Here is a 20,474-nt window from a genome sequence, read left to right as displayed (position 1 = left end):
CAGAACAGTATAGAAGGGGATTGGGCGGTAGGCCGTCCCGTCAGTTTTGCTCCTCTCGCAGCGCCAGGCTCAAGCCGTCGCAGCTTTGCGACCAGGCACTCAACCAGGGCGCCAGCGCCGGCGACTGTTCGGCCAGCCCCAGTGCGCGGATGAACTCACCCGGTGCAACCGTGCCCCGGGCCGAGCGGAACAGGCCCCGCATGATCACCACGCCGACCACGCGCCCCTGGCTGATGAAGCGATGCTCCATGAAGGTCCACTTGTCGTCCCAGCCGAGCATCCGCGAGTGCACCTCGAACGCTTCGAACAACTTGAGTTCGCGCCGGAACTTGCCCCAGACATCCCCCACGATCGGCACCGCGCGTTGGCGCAGGGCGACTTTGTAGGCGCCGCTGCGCAGCACGTAATCCATGCGCCCGACGTCGGCCAGGGTGAAGTAGCGCCCGTTGGTGACGTGGCGGTTGAGGTCCAGGTCCAGTGGCCAGACGCGCATCCGCACCACGGTGGTGCCCAAAGGGTCAGTGGGCTTGCGCCAGGGACGACGCAACAGCATCAACAAGAGTCGGAACCAGAGATTCATGAGCACGCCACCAGGATGGAAACGGCGCACTTTAGCGGCGTGGTCGAGGCCGGGCTAGGTGCGTAAATGACTGTTTTTCGGGAAAACGCGCGTTTGGGGCAGGTGGCATATCCTGTGGCGAGGAAACTTGCTCCCGTTGAGTGATCAACCCGCCGGGAGCCTGGGACCGCTGCGCGCTCCAGCGGGAGCAAGCTCCCTCGCCACGGGGTGGATTGTTGACTCAGGCCTTGGCGGCCATTGCCGTCACTTCCACGCGCATGCCTTCTACTGCCAGCGCCGCCACGCCCACGGCCGCGCGTACCGGCCAGGGTTTGGCGAAGAAGCGTTTGTAGACTTCGTTGAAGGCACCGCGATCCGCCATGTCGGTAAGGTAGATGGTCAGGTGCAGGACCCGGTCCATGGAACTGCCGGCGCGCTCCAGGGCGGTCTTGAGGGCTTGCAAGGTGCATTCGCTTTGCAAGGTGATGTCGCCCAGCTCCAGGCTGCCATCGGCCCGGGTCGGGATCTGGGTGGAAACCAGCAGGCCGCCGAAGCCGGCAACGTCGGAGGAGATGGAATCTGCGTCTGGGTCGGGGGTGAAGGTGATGTCTGGATTGGCCATGCAAGTCTCTTGTTCGAAAGGATGAGGGGCGGTGTTGCGCGGCCAGTCTACCGTCCCTCGTCGAGCCTTTCGTGATTTCCTTGAGTGGCGCTGTCAGCCTCGGCCCTGGATCAGCCGTTGGGGTGGCGGGATGTGTCCGAGGGGTGGGTTGATCAGCGCCGCGCTCGCCGCGATCTGCTGCGCCTGTTCCCAATCCAGGTCGGGCCGTAGCCACTGGAGGGCTTCCTCGCCGGTGAAGGCCAGCAGGCGCTGCTGCTTGCTGGCGATGTCGCCGTAGGTCACCAGGGTCAGGCCGTCGCAGCCGTTGGGTGTTTCGCTGGCCTGGGCCAGAGCCGCGAGGAAGATCGGCGCGCCCTGGTTGGACGCGGTGTAGCTCAGGCGCGGGGAGGCGGGCGCCACGGTGGCGTCGGCCGACTCGTACCAGCCGTTCACCGCCACCAGCACCCGGCCCTCGCGCTTGATTCGATCGAAGACCTTGGAGCGCATCACCAGGTGCAGCGGCAGATGGGTCAGCGGCGGCATCGTTCCGACGGACCAGATCGGCGACCAACCCCAGCGCACCTTGATGCACTCCAGGCGCCCGCCCCGGCAGCGAATGGCACTGAGCTGCATGTTCGGCTTGATCAGGTTCTGCTGGTCGTGGGGTTTGAACTGAGCCGTCACCGACAGCCCGGCGGCGGGCGCACTGGCCTTGAAACCCGTGCCGTGGGTATCGCGTTGGGCAAAAAACGCCAGGGACTCCTTCGAGGAAACCTGTTGGACTAGGCATTCGTACATGGCGAAACTCCGGCAGTGAACTGCAAGGACACTCAATGCGCCCGCCGTTCAAGCCGTGATGCCCCGTCGCTTGCAGCGGTGTCATGTAGCTACGAGCCGTAGCGAGACGCTTGGTTCGAAAATCCTGAGGGCGGGGGGACGAGTGGCGGGTGGGCTGGGCCGAAACCGCCGGATCGGCGTGCAGCCCTGTCGAGGCGGGCCGCCACCGTCATTTGCGGGCCTGGATGAAATCCACGAAGGCCCGCAGCGGCGAGGGCAGGTAGCGGCGGCCGGGGTAGTAGAGGAAGGGGCCGGTGAAGCGCTGCCACCAGGGTTCGAGGACCGGTTCGAGGGCGCCGCTGTCGAGGTAGGGGCGCAGCCAGTCTTCGAACAGGTAGATTACGCCTAGCCCATCCAGGGCGGCCTGGACCGCCAGGTCCACCGCGCCGCCGATCCGCACGATCAACGGGCCGCTCGGGTCGACGCTCACGGTTTCGCCGTCGCGTTCGTACTCCCACGGCGGCATGGCGCCGCTGGCGAACTTGCCCCGCAGGCAGGCGTGCTGGAGCAGGTCCCGCGGGTGTTCGGGGCGGCCCCTGGCGTCCAGGTACGCCGGTGAGGCCGCCGTGGCGAAGCGTTGGAAACGCGGGCCGATGGGGATAGCGATCATGTCCTGCTCAAGGCGCTCGTCGTAGCGGATGCCGGCGTCGCAACCGGCCGCGAGCACGTCCACGAAGCTTTCTTCGGCAATCACCTCCAGGCGAATGTCGGGGTAGCTTTTCAGGAACGGCGTGACGATCGCGGGCAGCACCAGCCTGACCGCGCTGGCCGGTACGTTCAGCCGCAGCGTGCCCGAAGGGCGGTCGCGAAATTCGTTGACCACGTCCAGCGCCGACTCGACCTCGCCCAGGGCCGGCACGATGCGCTCCATCAACCGGGCACCGGCCTCGGTTGGTACCACGCTGCGAGTGGTGCGGTTGAGCAGGCGCACGCCCAGGCGCTGCTCCATCCGGCGTACCGCATCGCTGAGGCTGGAGGCAGACTTGCCGCTGAGCCGCGCGCCTTCGCGAAAGCCCCCTGCGTTGACCACCGCCACGAAGGCCAGCAAGTCCTGGATATCTGCCGCCATTGTTCTCTCCGTCGTACAAGCTGTGCCGATTGCACCTGATTATCAGCGCAATGGTCAATGCTTATAGTGCTCGTACTTTCATTGATCCAAGGGGCACGCGATGAGCATTGCAGACAAGGCAGGCACTTTTCTACTGGGCGACCGTGCGGTCAAGCGCATGGGCTACGGGGCGATGCAACTGGCGGGGCCCCATGTATTCGGGCCACCCAAGGACCCGGCGGCGGCCGTCGCGGTGCTGCGTGAGGCCGTGGCTAGCGGGGTCAACCACATCGACACCGCCGACTTCTACGGCCCGCACGTCACCAACCGGTTGATTCGCGAAGCGTTGCACCCCTACGCCGAGGACTTGACCCTCGTGACCAAGGTGGGCGCAGTGCGCGGCGCCGATGCATCCTGGAACCCGGCCCAGAGCCCCGCCGAGTTGACCCAGGCGGTGCACGACAACCTGCGCAACCTGGGCCTGGATGTGCTGGATGTGGTCAACCTGCGGGTATGGGGCAATATGAATTCACCGTCGGACGAATCCATCGAGCAATCCTTCACGGCCCTGGCTGAGTTGCAGCACCAGGGGCTTATCCGGCATTTGGGCGTGAGCAACGTCACCGCCGCGCAGGTCAGGCAGGCCCAGGGCATCGCCAAGGTTGTCTGTGTGCAGAACCACTTCAACCTGACCCATCGGGCCGACGAGTCCCTCATCGCCGAGCTTGGCCGCGAAGGCATCGCCTACGTGCCGTTCTTCCCGTTGGGCGGCTTCACGCCGTTGCAATCGCAAACCCTGTCCAGCGTCGCGGCGCGCCTGGAGGCGTCGCCGCTGTGCGTGGCCCTGGCGTGGCTGCTGCAACGGGCGCCCAACATCCTGTTGATCCCGGGTACGTCATCGTTGGCGCACCTGCGGGAAAACCTCAGTGCCAGCGAGCTGACCCTTGCACCGGCGCTGCTCGCCGAGCTGGACGCCTTGGTGGAGGTGGGCTGACGTCGGGCGCGCGACTCAGTCCGGCTCCGGCCGATGCTGTTCGGACCAGCCGTGGGTCGGCCGGGCGCGGTCTTCGTTGAACATTTCTTCGAGCAATGCGTTGGCTCGTAGGTAGGCGTTGTGGCGGAAGTCGAGGTCGTCCGCCGGGTGGGCCACGATCTCGTCGAGCATCTGCAGGTTCAGGCGACGGAACTGGTCCGCGCGCTCCCGTGCCTCGTAGCTGCCCACACCCATCTGCACCAGGGCGCTTCGACCCAGCGCCAGCGCGCTTTCGAAGGTTTCTCGCTCGGCGGCCTCCACGCCCAGTTGCCGCAGGGCGATGATGTGCCCCATGTCCCGGGCCCGGGCAAGCAGCTTCAAGCCGGGGAAGTGTTCCCGGACCAGGCGCGTCAGCTTCAGGTTGTCTTCCTGGTCGTCGATCGCATTGATCATCACCACGGCCTGGCCCGCGCCGGCCGCTTCCAGCAGGTCGAGGCGGGTGGCGTCGCCGTAGAACACTTTCACGCCGAATTTGCGCAAGGTCTCGATGTTGTCCGGGTCGTGGTCCAGGACCACCACCTCGACGCCGCAGGACATCAGCAGGCGGCCGGCGATTTGCCCGAACCGGCCGAACCCGGCGATGATCACCCGGGGCGTCTGCGGGTCGACCAGGTCGGATTCCTGGCGGTTCTTCTTGCTGGCGGACTCCATGCGCGCCAACAGCAGGATGAGCAACGGCGTCAGGCACATGGACAAGGCCACGGCCAGCGTCAGGCTTTTACCCCATTGCTCGGTCAGGATGCCCGCGACCGTCGCGGCGCCGAACACCACGAAGGCAAATTCGCTGCCCTGGCCGAGCAGCACCGCCTGCCATGAGCGCTGGCCACCGGGGACATTGAGCACGCGTGCGATAAGCCGGATCACCAGCAGCTTGATCAGGATGAAACCCAGGGTCAGGGTCAGGACCTTCAGCGGCGCATGGATCAGGGTGCCGAAGTCGATCGACATGCCCACGCCGATAAAAAACAACCCCAGCAGTAAGCCTTTGAACGGCTCGATGTCGCTTTCCAGGGCGTGCCGGTATTCCGAGCTGGCCAGCAGCACCCCGGCGAGGAATGCGCCCATCGCCATCGACAGGCCGGCTTCCTCCAGCAGGAACCCGAAGCCGAATACCAGGAAGAGGGCGACGGCACTGAAGATTTCCCGCAGGCCGGATTTGGCGACAAAGCGCAGCAGCGGCCGGGAAACGTAACGGCCGAGCACCACGACAAGGCCGACTGCCGCGACGATCTTGCCGATCGACAAGGCCAGGTCGGCGCCTGACGGGGTTCCGCCGTGGGCCGCCAACAGGGGGATCATGGCCACCAGGGGAATGGCGGCGATGTCCTGGAACAGCAGCACGGCAAAACTGCTGCGCCCCACGGCAGTCGCGGTCAGGTTGCGCTCACTCATGGCCTGCATGGCAATGGCCGTGGAGGACAGGCTCAAGGTCAGGCCCACCAGCAGCGCCGCCGTCCAGTTCAGGCCAAGCAGCGCGCAGAACGAGGCGATGGCTGCGCCACAGGCGAGCATTTGCAGCGCGCCGCCGCCAAACACCATTTTGCGCAGCGCCCACAAGCGCTTGGGGTCCAGTTCGAGGCCGATGATGAAGAGCATCAGCACCACGCCGATCTCGGCGAATTCCAGGATCGCCTTGACGTCGGTGACGAGCTTCAGGCCCCAGGGACCGATGGCGCAACCGGCGAGCAGGTAGCCCAGCACCGGGCCCAGCCCCAACCGGACGGCGATCGGCACGATCAGAGCCGCCGAGCCCAGGTAGATGAGCATTTCAATCAGGCTATGTGTTTCCATTTCAATCGTCCTTCCAGACGGCCAGGCGAGCGCAATAGTGCTCGATTTGTGCGTCTTGGGCGTCGCAGGCACCGGCATACGCGCCGTGCACGGCTACCGGCTCCAGCCACCGCATGTGGCAATAGAGGGCTGTCGCGTGGAGGGGTTGGGCCAGCGCCAAAAAACCGGGGTAGTCGCCCATCTGGAAATGATCGTGCGCGCCACCGGTGGTGACGGCCCACAGCAAGGGCTTGCCCTTGAGGGCGACGGCGCCCTTGCCATAGGCCCAGCCCTGGGTGAACACCTTGTCGATCCACAATTTCATCAGCGGTGGGGCGCTGTACCAGTACATCGGGTGTTGCAGCACCACCAGTTGCGCTTGCTCGACTGCCCGCTGTTCGGCCTCGACATCGATGTCGAAGTCCGGATACAGCTCGTAGAGGGAGCGGATGACCACGTCCGGGTGACGGGCGGCGCGCCTGAGCATCTCCTGGTTGACCCGCGATTTATCGGGGTAGGGATGGGCGTAAATGATAAGAATCATCGGGTGAACTCCATAACGTTCAATTGGCTCCGTCGATCCTTTGGCACACGTGAGCGAAGGGGGAACGATTGCGCCCGAGCGCGGTGTCGGGCAGAAAAAAAAGGTTCATCACGGATTGCCGGGAAAGACGCTCTTGATCTTCATGAAAAAGAATTCGCTATCCCGGTAACCGTACGCCATCCGCTTGATGACCTTTATTCGATTGTTTATTCCTTCCAACTGACCGGTGTGCATCGGCCAGCGAACCCGGCTCACGATGCCCCGCCAGTAACCCTTTAGCCGTTTGGCGAACTGGATCAGAGCCGGTATTTCGCTTTCATGCGCATGACGCAGCCATTGCTTCCAGGCCGCTCGCCAACCCCAGGCAGTACTCGGCGTCCAGAGTGTTTTGAGTTCAGCCTTCATCAAATAGACCGTCATCAACGCTTGGTTGGCCGCCAGCAGATCCTCCAGGCGGACCTGTTGCTCCGGTGTTTTCAAGTTCTGCGGATTGCGCAGCAACAGCCATCGCGCCTGCTTGATGACCTTGCGGGCAGGCTTGTCGTGACGCAACCGGTTAGCCTCGTCGACGCGGACCCGATCAATCACCTCTCGGCCATATTTGGCCACCACATGGAAAAGGTCGTAGACCACTCGCGCGTTGGGACAGTGCTGGCGAACCTCCAGGTCAAAAGCGGTGTTCATGTCCATCGCCACCGCTTCGATGCGAGCACAACCCTCGGGTCCCAGTTCTTCGAAGAAAGGCCTGACCGCCGCTCGGCTGCGGCCTTCACCGATCCACAGCACGCGTCGTGTGTCCGCATCCAGGACCACGCTGGCGTAACGATGACCTTTGAACAGGGCGAACTCGTCCATCACCAGGCGTCGCGGTTGCGCCTTTGGCAAAACGCTCAACGCCGCTTGCAAGGCTCGACGCTCCAGCAACCGAACGGTGTCCCAATGCAGCCCGAACAGTTGAGCCACGTGCAGTGTGGGGAGGCGTTCGCAGGCCTGAATGACCGCCTCGGCCAAACGGCGCGTCATGCGGGCATAGCGGTCCAGCCAACTGACGGCCTCCATGCGTTTACCGCAGTCACGACAGCCCACCCGCCTGAGCAACACGCTCAGGCGTACCGCACGACCGAGAATCGGCAGGTCACGAACGGTACGCTCGCAATACTCATGAGTGGTTGAACAGGGTTTCTGGCACCCGCCGCAGGATGGGAATCGGGTGGGATGGGGAATCAGATCGATTTGTAGATCGTCGCCATCAGGCTTGATCGTGACGACAGAAAAGCCCTCCCAAAAAGGAAGGAAAGTATTAATATCGCGCATAAGAACGCCGGTTTGTTAGATGTGTTTGCTCGCACGAACATCATCAATCAAATCGGCGTTCTTGTTTCTGTGTTTCCCGGGATTCCGTGAAGAACCTTTTTTTATGCCGGTTGTTTATCAAGGGACCGTTTCGGATAAACCCCATCGCACAGAGGTTCAGTGTGAGCGGGTTTTCGTGGCGAGGGAGCTTGCTCCCGCTGGGCTGCGAAGCGGCCCTCTCTGGAGCAGGCGCCTGGGTGTATCAGGCATATCGCATTGATCTTTTTTGGGCCTGCTGCGCAGTCCAACGGGGATAAATCCCCTCGCCACAGGGGCTTGTGTGAGCTTGTTTTTGTGGCGAGGGAGCTTGCTCCCGCTGGGCTGCGAAGCGGCCCCCCCTGGAGCAGGCGCCTGGGTGTATCAGGCGCACCGCATTGATCTTTTTGGGCCTGCTGCGCAGTCCATCGGGGATAAATCCCCTCGCCACAGGGGGGCGGTGTGAGCTTGTTTTTGTGGCGAGGGAGCTTGCTCCCGCTGGGCTGCGAAGCGGCCCCTGGAGCAGGCGCCTGGGTGTATCAGGCGCACCGCATTGATCTTTTTTGGGCCTGCTGCGCAGTCCAGCGGGAGCAAGCTCCCTCGCCACGGTTGTGTGGTTGCCCATTATGCAAGTGAGGGACTGTGGCGAGCGCTTTTGTGGCGAGGGGATTTATCCCCGATGGGCTGCGAAGCGGCCCCCCTGGAGCAGGCGCCTGGGTGTATCAGGCATATCTCATTGATCTTTTTTGGGCCTGCTGCGCAGTCCAACGGGGATAAATCCCCTCGCCACAGAGGTTTGGTGTGAGCGGGTTTTCGTGGCGAGGGAGCTTGCTCCCGCTGGGCTACGAAGCGGCCCCCCCTGGAGCAGGCGCCTGGGTGTATCAGGCGCACCGCATTGATCTTTTTGGGCCTGCTGCGCAGTCCATCGGGGATAAATCCCCTCGCCACAGGGGGGCGGTGTGAGCTTGTTTTTGTGGCGAGGGAGCTTGCTCCCGCTGGGCTGCGAAGCGGCCCCTGGGGCAGGCGCCTGGGTGTATCAGGCGTACCACATTGATCTTTTTGGGCCTGCTGCGCAGTCCAACGGGAGCAAGCTCCCTCGCCACGGTTGTGTGGTTGCCCATTATGTAAATGAGGGACTGTGGCGAACGCTTTTGTGGCGAGGGGATTTATCCCCGTTGGGCTGCGAAGCGGCCCCCTGGAGCAGGCGCCTGGGTGCATCAGGCATATCTCATTGATCTTTTTTGGGCCTGCTGCGCAGTCCAACGGGGATAAATCCCCTCGCCACGGAGGTTTGGTGTGAGCGGGTTTTCGTGGCGAGGGAGCAAGCTCCCTGGCCACGGTTGTCCAGATGTAGAGAGGGCGGGGATTACATGGCGCACACGACGCGGTTGCGGCCGCTGGCCTTGGCTTGGTACAGCGCCTTGTCGGCGGCGACCAGGAGTTGTTCGAGGTCGCTGTACGGTCCTTTGGCCCAGGTGGCGATGCCGATGCTGACGGTCATCGGGGCTTCTCCCGGGACGGGAGGCGGCAGTTGTTCAACGGCCTGGCGGATATTCTGGGCCATGGTGAAGGCGCCGGCGGTGGTGGTTTCCGGAACCACCACCGCGAACTCTTCACCCCCATAGCGCGCGGCGAGGTCGGCGGGGCGACGGACGTGTTCGTCGATGAGCTGGGCGAGGCTTCGCAGGGCTTCGTCCCCGCCTTGGTGGCCGTGGCGATCGTTGTAGGCCTTGAAGTGGTCGGCATCGATCATCATGACCGACAGCGGTTGCCCCGAGCGCTGGGAACGCAGCCACTCCTGATGCAGTTTCACATCCAGGGTCCGGCGGTTGGCCAGGCCGGTCAGGGCGTCGATCGACGCCAGTTGTGCCAGGTTCCGCTCGGCCCGATGGCGGCGGCGCAATTCGCGACGTAGCAGCCAGGTGAGCCAGAGCAAGGCGATGCACAGCGCGCCGGTCGCGCCGCTGACCATCAACGCCGTGCGTTTCCACGAGGCGAACACTTCCTGGGACGACAACGCCACCACGACAATCAACGGCAGGTTGCCCACCTGGGAAAAGGTGTACAGGCGCGTGCTCTGGTCGACGCTGGACACGCTGGTAAAACTGCCATTGCCTTCCTTCAGGATGCGCACGAAGTTCGGTCGGTTGCTGAAGTCCTTGCCGATCATGTCGTCGGCCAGGGGCGGCTCCTGTGCCAGCAGGATCCCGTCGCGGCTGATCAGGTTCACCGTGCTGCCGTGGCCAATGTTCAGGCTCTTGAACAGCTGGCTGAAGTAGTTCAAGCGCATCCCGGCCTCGGCCACGCCCATGAACTCACCCTGTTCATCGTTCAATCGATAGCTGAAGCTGATGCGCCAGTCCTGGGCGACACTCCTGGAGCGAAACGGACGGCTGATCATCATGCCCAGGCTCGGGTCGTCGAGGTGCACGCGAAAATATTCCCGGTCGGCGTAATTGCCCTGGCGCGGGATGACCGAGGCGGAGTCGGCGATCACGTCACCGCGCCTGTCGAGCAGCAGGATGTCGCCCTTGTAGGGCGCGGCGGTGGCGCGGTCGAACAGGGCCAGGTGACGAATCGCCGGCGACACCCCGATGAGGTCACTGCGCTTGGCCGTGCTGATCAGGCCTTGTAGCGACAGGTCATAGAGCTCGACGTTGCGCAGCACGTCGGCGTCGATCAGTTGCACGATGTTGGTGGCCGCGCGGGTAGCGGCCAGTTGTGCGCTGGTATGTTCGCGAATCAGCAGGAACGTCACGATGCTCAGGATGGCCGTGACCACCAGCGAGCTGGCGAAAACGAGTGCCCGTTCCGAGCGTATCGAAAACAGGGTATTGCCGGGTGTCGCACTGCTCGTGCTCATGGTTACAGTGTCTGCATTGTTTGTGGCGGGGATCCATCCCAAAGGGCACACGGCTGGCAAATGAGCCGTATGCTGGCCTTTTGCTGATTGTGCTTGGATCGGTGAGGGCGGGCAATCCATCTCTGCGTAATCACCCGTTCGCCGATGTCCCAGGCCGTGATCGCCTGATTCTGATTCAATTGCCTTTCGCCCAGCATTCAATGGGCAAAAGGCCGTTGGGATGCGACGTGTGGAACGTCAGGCGGGCAAGCGGATCCCGAAGGTGTTGGCCCCCCGCTCGCTGCGCACGAACACGTCGCCGCCATGCATCAGGGCGATGGCCTTGACGATCGCCAGCCCCAATCCGTGGTTGGCGCCGCTGTTGCTGCGCGAGGCATCGACCCGGTAGAAGCGTTCGAACAGGCGCGGCAGGTGTTCACCGGCAATCGGCTCGCCGGGGTTGGTGACGGCCAGGGTGATCTGGTCGGCCTGGACCTCGATGCGCACGTCGATGACCTGTCCGGCAGCGGTGTGCTGCACGGCATTGCTCAGCAGGTTGATCAGCGCCCGGCGCAGGTGGGCGATCTCGATGTTGGCCTGGGCGTCGCCGCTGACCCGAACCTGGACCTGGGCGTCTTCCAGGATGAAGTCCAGGTAGTCGAGGGTGGTCGCCACTTCGCTGGCCAGGGAGGTGCTGGTCAGCTTGGTGGCCTTGCTGCCCTGGTCGGCGCTGGCGAGGAACAGCATGTCGTTGATGATCGAGCGCAGCCGTTCCAGCTCTTCGAGGTTTGACTGCAGCACTTCGAAGTAATGTTCGGCCGAGCGCCCGCGGGTCAACGCCACCTGGGTCTGGCCGATCAGGTTGGTCAGCGGGGAACGCAGTTCGTGGGCGACATCGGCGTTGAACGATTCGAGCCGCGAGTAGGCCAGTTCGACCCGGTCGAGGGTGGCGTTGAAGGAGCTGACGAACTGACTCAGCTCCGGCGGCAATGGCGTCAGTTGCAAGCGCCCGGACAGGCGCGGCGGCGTCAGGCGCTGGGCTTCGTCGGACAACTTGATCAAGGGCTTGAGGCCGATCCGCGCCACCCAATACCCCAGCAGGGATGCCAGCAGCACGCCGACGATGGCCAGGCTCACCAGCGCCACCAGCAGACGGTGCTGGGTCTGGTAGAACGTCTCGGTGTCGATGCCGATCATGAAGCGCAACGGTGGGCGTTGGTCCTTGGCCGGGAACTGACTGACCAGCACTTTCATCGGATAGGGGCGGTGAGGCAGCTTCAAGTCGCGCTTGCCCAGCGGCCCCTCGGCGAAGGCGCGGATCTGCGCATCCGGGTTGCCGTACTCGAAGCGTGGGTCGCCGCTGACGATCCAGAAATGGATGCGTTTGTCTTCTTCGCCCAGCAACCGCAGCTTGTTATTGATCTTCACCCAGTGTTCGGGGGTGCCGTAGCGGCCCACCGTGGATTCGAGCACGCTGTAGCGCGCATCGAGTTCGGCTTCCGGCAACAGGCCCAGGCCCTTGGCAACCTGCTGGTACAGCGCGCCGCCGATCAACAGGAACACCAACGCCGCCACCAGCGTGAACATCCCGCTCAGGCGCAGGGCGAGGCTGTTACTCACTGCGGCTCTCCAGCACATAGCCCATGCCGCGGATCGTGTGCAGCAGCTTCTGCTCGAACGGCCCGTCGAGCTTGGCGCGCAGGCGCTTGATCGCCACTTCGACCACGTTGGCGTCGCTGTCGAAATTGATGTCCCAGACCATTTCGGCAATGGCGGTTTTCGACAGGATCTCGCCCTGGCGACGGGCCAGGACGCTGAGCAGGGAAAACTCCTTGGCGGTCAGGTCCAGGCGTTGCCCGGCCCGTGTGGCCTTGCGGCTGATCAGGTCGATCCACAGGTCGGCGATGGTCACCTGCACGGGTTCGTGGCCACCGCTGCGGCGGGTCAGGGCTTGCAGGCGGGCCACCAGTTCGAGGAAGGAGAACGGTTTGCCCAGGTAGTCATCGGCGCCGTCGCGCAGCCCCTTGATGCGATCCTCGACCCGTTCCCGGGCGGTCAGCATGATCACCGGGGTCTGCTTGCGGGCGCGCAAGGCCCGCAACACGCCGAAGCCGTCCAGGCCCGGCAGCATCACGTCGAGCACGATCACCGCGTAATCGGTTTCCAGGGCCAGGTGCAGGCCCTCTATGCCGTCCGGCGCGACGTCCACGGTGTAGCCCTGTTCGCTCAAGCCGCGGTGCAGGTAGTCGGCGGTTTTTTCTTCGTCTTCGATGATCAGGACACGCATGGGCCGGCCTCAGTGTGTGGTCGCCAGGGCCGTCGGCGCTGGCTTGGGCCGATGGAACAGTCGCTCGAGCCACAAGTATATGACCGGCGTGGTGAACAGCGTCAGCGCCTGGCTCACCAGCAGGCCCCCCACCACGGCGATGCCCAATGGCTGGCGCAGTTCCGCGCCAGTGCCGTAGCCGAGCATCAGCGGCAGGGCGCCGAGCAGGGCGGCCAAGGTCGTCATCATGATCGGCCGGAAGCGGGTCACGCAGGCCTGGAAGATCGCTTCCTGAGGGGACAGCCCGCCGTTGCGCTGGGCGTCGAGGGCGAAGTCGATCATCAGGATGCCGTTTTTCTTGACGATGCCGATCAGCAGGACCAGGCCGATCAGGGCCATGATCGAAAAGTCCTGGCCCAGCAGCCAGAGCATGATCAGCGCACCGAGGCCCGCCGAGGGCAGGGTGGAGATGATGGTCAACGGATGCACGAAGCTCTCGTAAAGCACGCCGAGGATGATGTACACCGCCACCAGCGCGGCGAGGATCAGCCACGGCTGGCTGGCCAGCGAACTCTGGAACGCCTGGGCCGCGCCCTGGAAGTTGCCGGTGATGGCGGCCGGCATGCCGATCTCGTTCTTGGCCTGGTCGAGCATCCACACCGCATCCCCCAACGCCACGCCCGGCGCGAGGTTGAACGAGAGGTTGGCGGCCGGGAACATGCCGTCGTGGGCAATCGACAACGGGCCGCTGCTCGGTGCGTCGAAGCGGGCCAGGGCCGAGAGCGGCACCATCTCGCCGCTCAGGGGCGAGCGCAGGTAGAAGTACGCCAGGCTCTCGGCCTTGCCGCGTTGTGCGGTGTCGAGTTCCAGGATGACGTTGTACTGGTTGGTCTCGGTCTGGAACTCGTTGATCTGCCGCTGGCCGAAGGCGTCGTACAAGGCCTGGTCGACGTCGCTGGCGGTGAGGCCGAAGCGCGCGGCGGCACTGCGGTCGATGTTGATGTGAGTGATGCTGCCACCTGGTTGCAAGTCATTGGAGATGTCGCGGAACGCCGGGTTGCCACGCAATTTGTCGGTGAGCTTCTGGGTCCAGGCCGTGAGGCTCGGCCCGTCGTTGCTCTTGAGCACGTATTGATACTGGGCACGGCTGGGGCCGGAGCTTAAGTTGATGTCTTGCCCGGCTCGCAGGTACAGGACCACGCCGGGGATCTTCAGCAGCTTGGGGCGAATCCGGTCGATGAAGCCGCTGGCCGAGACATCCCGCTGGTCCCGAGGCTTGAGGGCGATCCAGAAGCGGCCGTTGGCGATGGTCTGGTTGTTGCCCGAAACGCCGACGGAGTGGGAAAAGGTTGCCACGGCCGGGTCGGCGGCGACGATGTCGGCCAGGGCCTTGTGCTTGGCGACCATGTCCGGGAACGACACGTCGGCGGCGGCCTCGCTGGTGCCCAGCACCAGGCCGGTGTCCTGGACCGGGAAGAAGCCCTTGGGAATGAACACGTAGCCGCCCACGGCCAGCGCCAGGGTCAGGCCGAACACGCCGATCATCAGCTTCTGGTGAGCCAGGGCCCGCCGCAATCCGCGTTCGTACCGGGCTAGCAGGCGTTCGCCGAAACCCGGCTTGCCGTGGGCATGATGCACCGGGGCGCGCATGAACAGCGCGGCGAGGGTCGGCGCCAGGGTCAACGACACCACCACCGAGATCAGGATGGTGGAGGTGGCCGTCAGGGCAAATTCCTTGAACAGCCGCCCGACCACGCCGCCCATGAACAGCAGCGGGATGAACGCGGCGATCAGCGAGAAGCTGATGGACACCACCGTGAAGCCGATCTCGCCGGCGCCCTTGATCGCCGCCTCGCGCATGCCTTCGCCGGCCTCAAGATGACGGTGAATGTTCTCCACCACCACGATCGCATCGTCCACCACGAAGCCCACCGAAATGACGATCGCCACCAGGGTCAGGTTGTTCAGGCTGAAGCCCATGATGTACATCAGGGCGAAACTGGCGGTCAGCGAAACCCCCAGCACCGCCGAGACAATCAGGGTTGCCGAGAGCTGGCGCAGGAACAGGGCCATGACCGCCACCACCAGCAACACGGTGATCAGCAGGGTGATTTCCACTTCGTGCAGCGAGGCGCGGATGGTCTGGGTACGGTCGATCAGCACCTTGACCTGCATCGCGGCGGGCAACATGGCTTGCAGGGTCGGCAGGGCCGCCTGGATACGGTCGACGGTCTCGACGATATTCGCCCCCGGCTGCCGGAAGATCACCAGGTTGAGCCCTGGTTCGTTGTCGGACCAGGCCTGGACGTAGGCGTTTTCCGAGCCGCTGATGACCTTGGCGACGTCCTTGAGGTGCACCGGTGCGCCATTTTTGTAGGACACGATCAGCTCACGGTATTCCTCGGGCTGGAACAGCTGGTCGTTGGTGGACAGGGTGGAAATGCTCGATTCACCGTACAGGGCGCCCTTGGCCAGGTTGAGGCTGGCCTGTTGCAGCGACAGGCGGATGTCGGCCAGGGTCAGGCCGATGGCGGCGAGCCGGTCGGCCGAGGCCTGGACCCGGATCGCCGGGCGTTGCTGGCCGGTGATGTTGACTTGTCCTACGCCATCGATCTGGCTGATCTGACGGGCAAGAAGCGTTTCAACGTAGTCGCTCAGCTCGGTACCGGGCATCAGGGTGGAGCTGATGCTGAGGATCAGCACGGGGCTGTCGGCCGGGTTGACCTTGCGCCAGGTCGGCAGGTTCGGCATGTCGTTGGGCAGTTTGCCGGCGGCGGTGTTGATGGCCGCCTGCACTTCCTGGGCGGCGGTGTCGATGCTTTTGCCGAGGCTGAATTGCAGGATCAGGTTGGTCGAGCCCAAGGCGCTGCTGGAGGTCATCTGGGTGATGCCGGGGATGGCGCTGAATTGCACCTCCAGCGGTGTCGCCACCGACGACGCCATGGTTTCCGGGCTGGCGCCGGGTAGCTGGGCGTTGACCTGGATGGTCGGGAACTCCGCCTCCGGCAACGGCGCGACGGGCAAGCGGGGAAACGCGATCAGCCCCAGCAGGACCAGGGCGAATGTCAGCAGCACCGTGGCGATCGGGTGGTTGATGCACCACGTCGAAATCGAGCCGCGGCCCTTCATGGTTGCGGCTCCGCGGACTTGGCCAGGGCCGGTGGGTCACTGAGCACCTGGATGTGGCTGCCGGGCTTGAGCCGTGATTGGCCGTCGCTGACCAGTTGGTCGCCGGGGTTCACGCCCTTGATGATGTTCAGGTCGCTGTCCTGATGGACCATCACCACCGGCACGCTCTCCACCGTATCGCCCTTGACCCGGTACACGAAGTGTTGCTCCAGCCCGCGCTGGACCACGGTCGGCGGCACCACCAGGGCGTCCTTGTCGACCGTGGTTTGGATCTTCAGGGTCACCAGTTGCCCTGGCCACAGCCGTTGCGCGGCGTTGCTGAACTCAGCCTTGGCCCGCAGCGTTCCAGTGTTGGCGTTGATCTGGTTGTCGATCAGGCTCAGCCGACCCTCGCCGAGCAGTTCCCCGGTCGTGGCATCGGCGCCGATGAACGCCTGGACCAGGGCCTGGTCGGGCGCGGCGATCAAGCGTTGCAGGGTGGGCAGCATTTGCTGGGGCAGGGAGAACTCCACCGCGATCGGGTCGATCTGGGTCACCGTGAACAGGCCTTCGGTGTCGCTGGTGCGCAGGAAGTTGCCTTCGTCGACGTTGCGGATGCCGACGCGCCCGGTCACCGGGGAACGGATCTGGGTGTAGGACAACTGCACCGTGGCCGCGTCGATGGCCGCCTGGTTGCCCTGGGCCGTGGCCTTGAGCTGATTGACCAAAGCCTGTTGCTGGTCGTAGGTCTGCTTCGACACGCCGTCGTCGACGCTCAGCAGCTTGTAGCGCTTGAGATTGACCTGGGCCACCGCCAGTTGAGCCTGGCTCTCGCCGAGCTGGGCCCTGGCCTGGTCGAGGCTGGCGCGGATCGAGCGGTCGTCGATGGTCGCCAGCAGGTCGCCTTTTTGCACCCGTTGCCCTTCCTTGACCAGCAGGCGGGTCAGGATGCCGTCGATCTGCGGACGAATGACCACGCTGTGCAGCGACAGCACCGTGCCGATGCCGCTGGCAAAGCGCGGCACATCCTTTTGCACCACGCTGACCACCCGCACCGGAATGGCGGCGGGCGCGGCAGGCTTGGCGGTGACGGGCTTCATGAGCAACCAGAAGACCAGGGCCGCCAGGGCGACCAGGAACGCAACGAGCAGGACGGTTTTTTTCTGGATGTGCATGGATGCGAAGAGCCGGTTCAGGACGGTGGGATTTCTACCGCTCTTATATAGCGTTGCGAGGCGGTCAGGAAGGTGACGCCTAACTGACAGGCGCGTCAGTTTCGTCCCAAGGGGCTGTCGGACGAGTGGTGACGCTGATCGAATCTGCCCGATGCATTGCCGTGGCGGGCGGGTATACTGCGCGCTTTCGTGGCTCGCTCAACCGCCCCGACACGCACCTATTGTGGGGCTGCTGCGCAGCCCAGCGGGAGCAAGCTCCCTCGCCACGGATTGATGTCCCACCTCAAGTGAACACATTGACATGACTTCCCCGACACCGTCGCTCGCCGACGACCAGGCCGAGCGGCCTGACAGCGATGTTCCCAGCGCCGAGCGCGACAAGGCGGCGATCCCGGCCTTCAAGTTTCCGTTCAAGCCCGGCGAGTTGGCCGCGGCCAAAGGGGCCGCGCAACAGCCGTGGTACAAGAACGGCGCGAAGAGCGGCCACACCAAGACCCCGGGCGCCGCGCCTCCCGGCACGCGTCGCTCGATGGGCAAGCGCTGAGCCGCCTCTGTTGAGCACGAGCGGTTTCAGTTCACCGCCCGTGCGCCCGCCAGGCTGCCACTCAATTCATAGGCCGTGAGCTCGGCCTGGTGCGCCGCCAGGATTTCCGGCAACGAGCCGCGCAGGTATTCGACCCAGGTCTTGATCTTCGCGTCCAGGTATTGGCGTGAAGGGTAGATGGCGTAGAGGTTCAGTTCCTGGGAGCGGTAGTTGGGCATGACCCGCACCAGCGTGCCGTTACGCAGGCCTTCGATGGCGGCGTACACCGGCAACACCCCGATCCCCATGCCGCTGATGATCGCGGTTTTCATCGCGTCGGCAGAATTCACCAGGAACGGTGAGCTGTTGATGGTGACCATTTCCTGGCCTTCCGGGCCGTCGAACACCCATTTTTCCAGCGGAATGACCGGGCTGACCAGCCTCAGGCAGGCGTGGTTGAGCAGGTCGCTGGGCTTTTGTGGGCAGCCGCTGGCCTTCACGTAGGCCGGGGACGCGCAGACGATGCTGTAGGTGATCCCCAGGCGCTGGGAGACAAAACCCGAATCCGGCAGCTCGCTGGCGAGCACGATGGACACGTCGTAGCCCTCGTCGAGGATGTCCGGCACCCGGTTGGCCAGGGTCAGGTCGAACGTGACGTCCGGATGGGTCTTGCGGTAGCGGGCAATGGCGTCGATCACGAAATGCTGGCCGATACCGGTCATGGTGTGGACCTTCAACTGCCCGGCGGGGCGCGCGTGGGCATCGCTGGCCTCGGCTTCGGCTTCTTCCACATACGCCAGGATCTGCTCGCAACGCAGCAAGTAGCGCTTACCCGCCTCGGTCAGGGCAATCCGTCGGGTGGTGCGGTTGAGCAAGCGGGTTTGCAGGTGGGCTTCGAGGTTGGAAACCGCGCGCGAAACGTTGGCCGTGGTGGTGTCCAGTTGCGCGGCGGCAGCGGTGAAACTGCCAGCTTCGGCAACACAGCTGAACGCGCGCATGTTTTGCAAGGTGTCCATGGAGGGCTCTCTTGGGAGGTAGCAAATTGTGACATGAAGTTACAGCGCTACGGGACCCCGACGATGGGATTATCGCGTTAACGGTAACAAAGATTCGCAGAAAGGTCGGCTTATCGCCGATGAGCCTCGTACCTAGAATTGCCTCCACTGTTGCAGCGCCTTACACCGAGGTCTTGAGCCCGGGCTTGCTGTGGGAGCGAGCTTGCTCGCGATAGCGGAGTGTCAGCTTGTAAAGAAGCTGACTGTGACGCCTTCATCGCGAGCAAGCTCGCTCCCACAGGTTTGGCGGTAACAGGCAACTACCTTCCTTCTGTCATGCCCATCTCAGGATATTTTCGCAAGTGCCGCGTTGCATCAGCAGAGAGCTGAAGACTCTCAGTGTTTGGGTTCTGGCGTTCACCATCAGCGGTTGCATCGGTACGGGAGGGATTGCGCCGCGGGGCGAGGCCATGCCGGCCGATCAACTGGCCACCGATGCCGCCATTCGCGAAGCCGCCCGCGATGCCCACTGGCCCGAACGCCAGTGGTGGCAGGCTTATGGCGATCGGCAGTTGGATCGCTGGATCGACCTGGCCCTGCAAGGCAACCCGAGCCTGGCGATGGCCGCGGCCCGGGTTCGACAGGCCAAGGCCATGGCCGGTGTGGTCGAGGCCGCCGAGTCGCTGCAGGTCAACGGCGAAGCGACCCTCAAGCGTCACAACTGGCCCACCGATCAGTTCTACGGCCCTGGCGAGCTGGCCAATACCACCACCTGGGACAACAATGCCGCCCTGGGCTTGAGCTATGCCCTGGACCTGCGGGGCCGGGAGCGCAACGCCAGCGAGCGGGCGGTGGACCTGGCCCACGCGAGCGTGGCCGAGGCGCGGCAGGCGCAACTGGAACTGCAGAACAACATCGTGCACGCCTACATTCAGTTGTCCCTGCACTACGCCCAGCGGGATATCGTCGTCGCGACGCTGCACCAACAGGAGCAGATTCTCGACTTGGCGCAAAAACGCCTGAAGGGCGGCATCGGCACCCATTTCGAGGTGAGCCAGGCCCAGGCGCCGTTGCCCGAGACTCACCGTCAACTCGACGCCATCGACGAAGCCATTGCCTTGAGTCGCAATCAATTGGCCGCGCTGGCGGGCAAGGGACCGGGTGCGGGCGCGCAGTTGCAGCGTCCGACGCTGGTCCTTGGCGCCCCCCTGAAACTGCCCTCGGCACTGCCCGCCGACCTGCTCGGCCAGCGTCCGGATGTGGTGGCGGGGCGTTGGCAGGTGGCGGCCCAGGCCCGGGGCATCGACGTGGCTCACGCGGGGTTCTACCCCAATGTCGACCTGGTGGGCAGCCTGGGCTACATGGCCACCGGCGGTGGCATGCTGGAGTTTCTCACCGGCAAGAAGCTCACCTACAACGTCGGGCCGGCGATCTCGCTGCCGATTTTCGAGGGTGGGCGCCTGCGCGCACAGTTGGGCGAGGCGGCCGCCGGCTATGACCTGGCCGTAGCGCATTACAACCAGACGCTGGTCAATGCGCTCAAGGGCATCTCCGACCAGCTGATCCGTCGCCAGTCCATGGACAAGCAACACGCTTTCGCCGCCGAGTCCGTGGCGGCGGCGCAACGCACCTACGACATTGCGCTGGTGGCGTTCCAGCGCGGGCTGACCGACTACCTCAACGTGCTCAACGCCCAGAGCCTGTTGTTCAAGCAGCAACAGGTGCAACAGCAGGTGGAGGCCGCGCGCCTGAGTGCCCACGCCGACCTGGTGACGGCGCTGGGCGGCGGGCTCGGCGCCGGTAGTGATGTGCCCGCGAAATGAACTGGAACCGTACCGTGGCGA

The 20,474-nt window shown here is 64.3% G+C and carries 15 protein-coding genes and 1 pseudogene; 3 read left to right on the top strand and 13 right to left on the bottom strand.

Annotated elements, in window-relative coordinates; all coding sequences use genetic code 11:
- Positions 1-40: 40 nt before the first annotated feature.
- From VM99_14290 to VM99_14275, 4 genes and pseudogenes are all read right to left on the bottom strand, one after another.
- Positions 41-580, bottom strand: coding sequence for a thioesterase (locus tag VM99_14290; GenBank protein AKJ99180.1), 540 nt, complete (start codon positions 578-580; stop codon positions 41-43).
- A gap of 220 nt (positions 581-800) precedes the next feature.
- Positions 801-1,181 (bottom strand): endoribonuclease L-PSP, encoded by a 381-nt coding sequence (locus VM99_14285; protein ID AKJ99179.1) that lies wholly within the window; start codon positions 1,179-1,181, stop codon positions 801-803.
- 165 nt (positions 1,182-1,346) lie between these two features.
- A pseudogene (locus VM99_14280) lies at positions 1,347-1,958 on the bottom strand (hypothetical protein).
- A 208-nt stretch (positions 1,959-2,166) separates the two neighbouring features.
- On the bottom strand, positions 2,167-3,066 hold the full coding sequence (locus VM99_14275) for a LysR family transcriptional regulator (protein ID AKJ99178.1): 900 nt from the start codon (positions 3,064-3,066) through the stop codon (positions 2,167-2,169).
- Between the two features lie 100 nt (positions 3,067-3,166).
- On the opposite strand from VM99_14275, the gene VM99_14270 reads away from it, so the two are divergent.
- Complete coding sequence (locus VM99_14270) at positions 3,167-4,039, top strand: oxidoreductase (protein ID AKJ99177.1); 873 nt, start codon at positions 3,167-3,169, stop codon at positions 4,037-4,039.
- Between the two features lie 15 nt (positions 4,040-4,054).
- Here the strand turns inward: VM99_14270 and VM99_14265 are convergent, their stop codons facing one another.
- The 8 genes from VM99_14265 to VM99_14230 form a co-directional block, all read right to left on the bottom strand.
- On the bottom strand, positions 4,055-5,869 hold the full coding sequence (locus VM99_14265; protein AKJ99176.1) for a potassium transporter KefC: 1,815 nt from the start codon (positions 5,867-5,869) through the stop codon (positions 4,055-4,057).
- Between the two features lies 1 nt (position 5,870).
- Positions 5,871-6,392 (bottom strand): potassium transporter KefF, encoded by a 522-nt coding sequence (locus VM99_14260; GenBank protein ID AKJ99175.1) that lies wholly within the window; start codon positions 6,390-6,392, stop codon positions 5,871-5,873.
- A 108-nt stretch (positions 6,393-6,500) separates the two neighbouring features.
- Entirely contained in the window at positions 6,501-7,706 is a 1,206-nt protein-coding gene (locus VM99_14255) for a transposase (GenBank protein ID AKJ99174.1), read from the bottom strand.
- A 1,381-nt stretch (positions 7,707-9,087) separates the two neighbouring features.
- The gene (locus VM99_14250; GenBank protein AKJ99173.1) at positions 9,088-10,584 is read right to left on the bottom strand and encodes a deoxyribonuclease; all 1,497 of its coding nucleotides are present in this window, start codon (positions 10,582-10,584) and stop codon (positions 9,088-9,090) included.
- Positions 10,585-10,821: 237 nt separating this feature from the next.
- Positions 10,822-12,201 carry a histidine kinase gene (locus VM99_14245; protein AKJ99172.1) on the bottom strand — a complete coding sequence of 460 codons (1,380 nt, stop codon included), beginning with the start codon at positions 12,199-12,201 and terminating at the stop codon, positions 10,822-10,824.
- Positions 12,176-12,850: a transcriptional regulator gene (locus VM99_14240; GenBank protein ID AKK01759.1), complete on the bottom strand. Its 675-nt coding sequence runs from the start codon at positions 12,848-12,850 to the stop codon at positions 12,176-12,178. The genes VM99_14245 and VM99_14240 overlap by 26 nt, the downstream gene beginning before the upstream one ends.
- Before the next feature lie 9 nt (positions 12,851-12,859).
- A complete protein-coding gene (locus VM99_14235; GenBank protein ID AKJ99171.1) occupies positions 12,860-15,958 on the bottom strand; it encodes an acriflavine resistance protein B in 3,099 nt (1,032 codons plus the stop codon).
- Positions 15,955-17,112: an RND transporter MFP subunit gene (locus VM99_14230; GenBank protein AKJ99170.1), complete on the bottom strand. Its 1,158-nt coding sequence runs from the start codon at positions 17,110-17,112 to the stop codon at positions 15,955-15,957. The genes VM99_14235 and VM99_14230 overlap by 4 nt, the downstream gene beginning before the upstream one ends.
- Positions 17,113-17,413: 301 nt before the next feature.
- Here VM99_14230 and VM99_14225 point away from each other — a divergent pair, with 301 nt between their 5' ends.
- A complete protein-coding gene (locus VM99_14225) occupies positions 17,414-17,656 on the top strand; it encodes a hypothetical protein (GenBank protein ID AKJ99169.1) in 243 nt (80 codons plus the stop codon).
- 26 nt (positions 17,657-17,682) lie between these two features.
- On the opposite strand, the gene VM99_14220 is transcribed toward VM99_14225, so the two are convergent.
- Positions 17,683-18,651 carry a LysR family transcriptional regulator gene (locus VM99_14220; protein ID AKJ99168.1) on the bottom strand — a complete coding sequence of 323 codons (969 nt, stop codon included), beginning with the start codon at positions 18,649-18,651 and terminating at the stop codon, positions 17,683-17,685.
- A gap of 341 nt (positions 18,652-18,992) precedes the next feature.
- On the opposite strand from VM99_14220, the gene VM99_14215 reads away from it, so the two are divergent.
- Positions 18,993-20,453 (top strand): RND transporter, encoded by a 1,461-nt coding sequence (locus VM99_14215; protein ID AKJ99167.1) that lies wholly within the window; start codon positions 18,993-18,995, stop codon positions 20,451-20,453.
- Positions 20,454-20,474: the final 21 nt, after the last annotated feature.

The sequence above is a fragment of the Pseudomonas chlororaphis genome (genome assembly GCA_001023535.1).
GTDB classification, from domain to species: domain Bacteria; phylum Pseudomonadota; class Gammaproteobacteria; order Pseudomonadales; family Pseudomonadaceae; genus Aquipseudomonas; species Aquipseudomonas chlororaphis_E.
The sequence above is the reverse complement of the archived record's forward strand: the minus strand, read 5'-3'. Positions and strand labels throughout refer to the sequence as shown.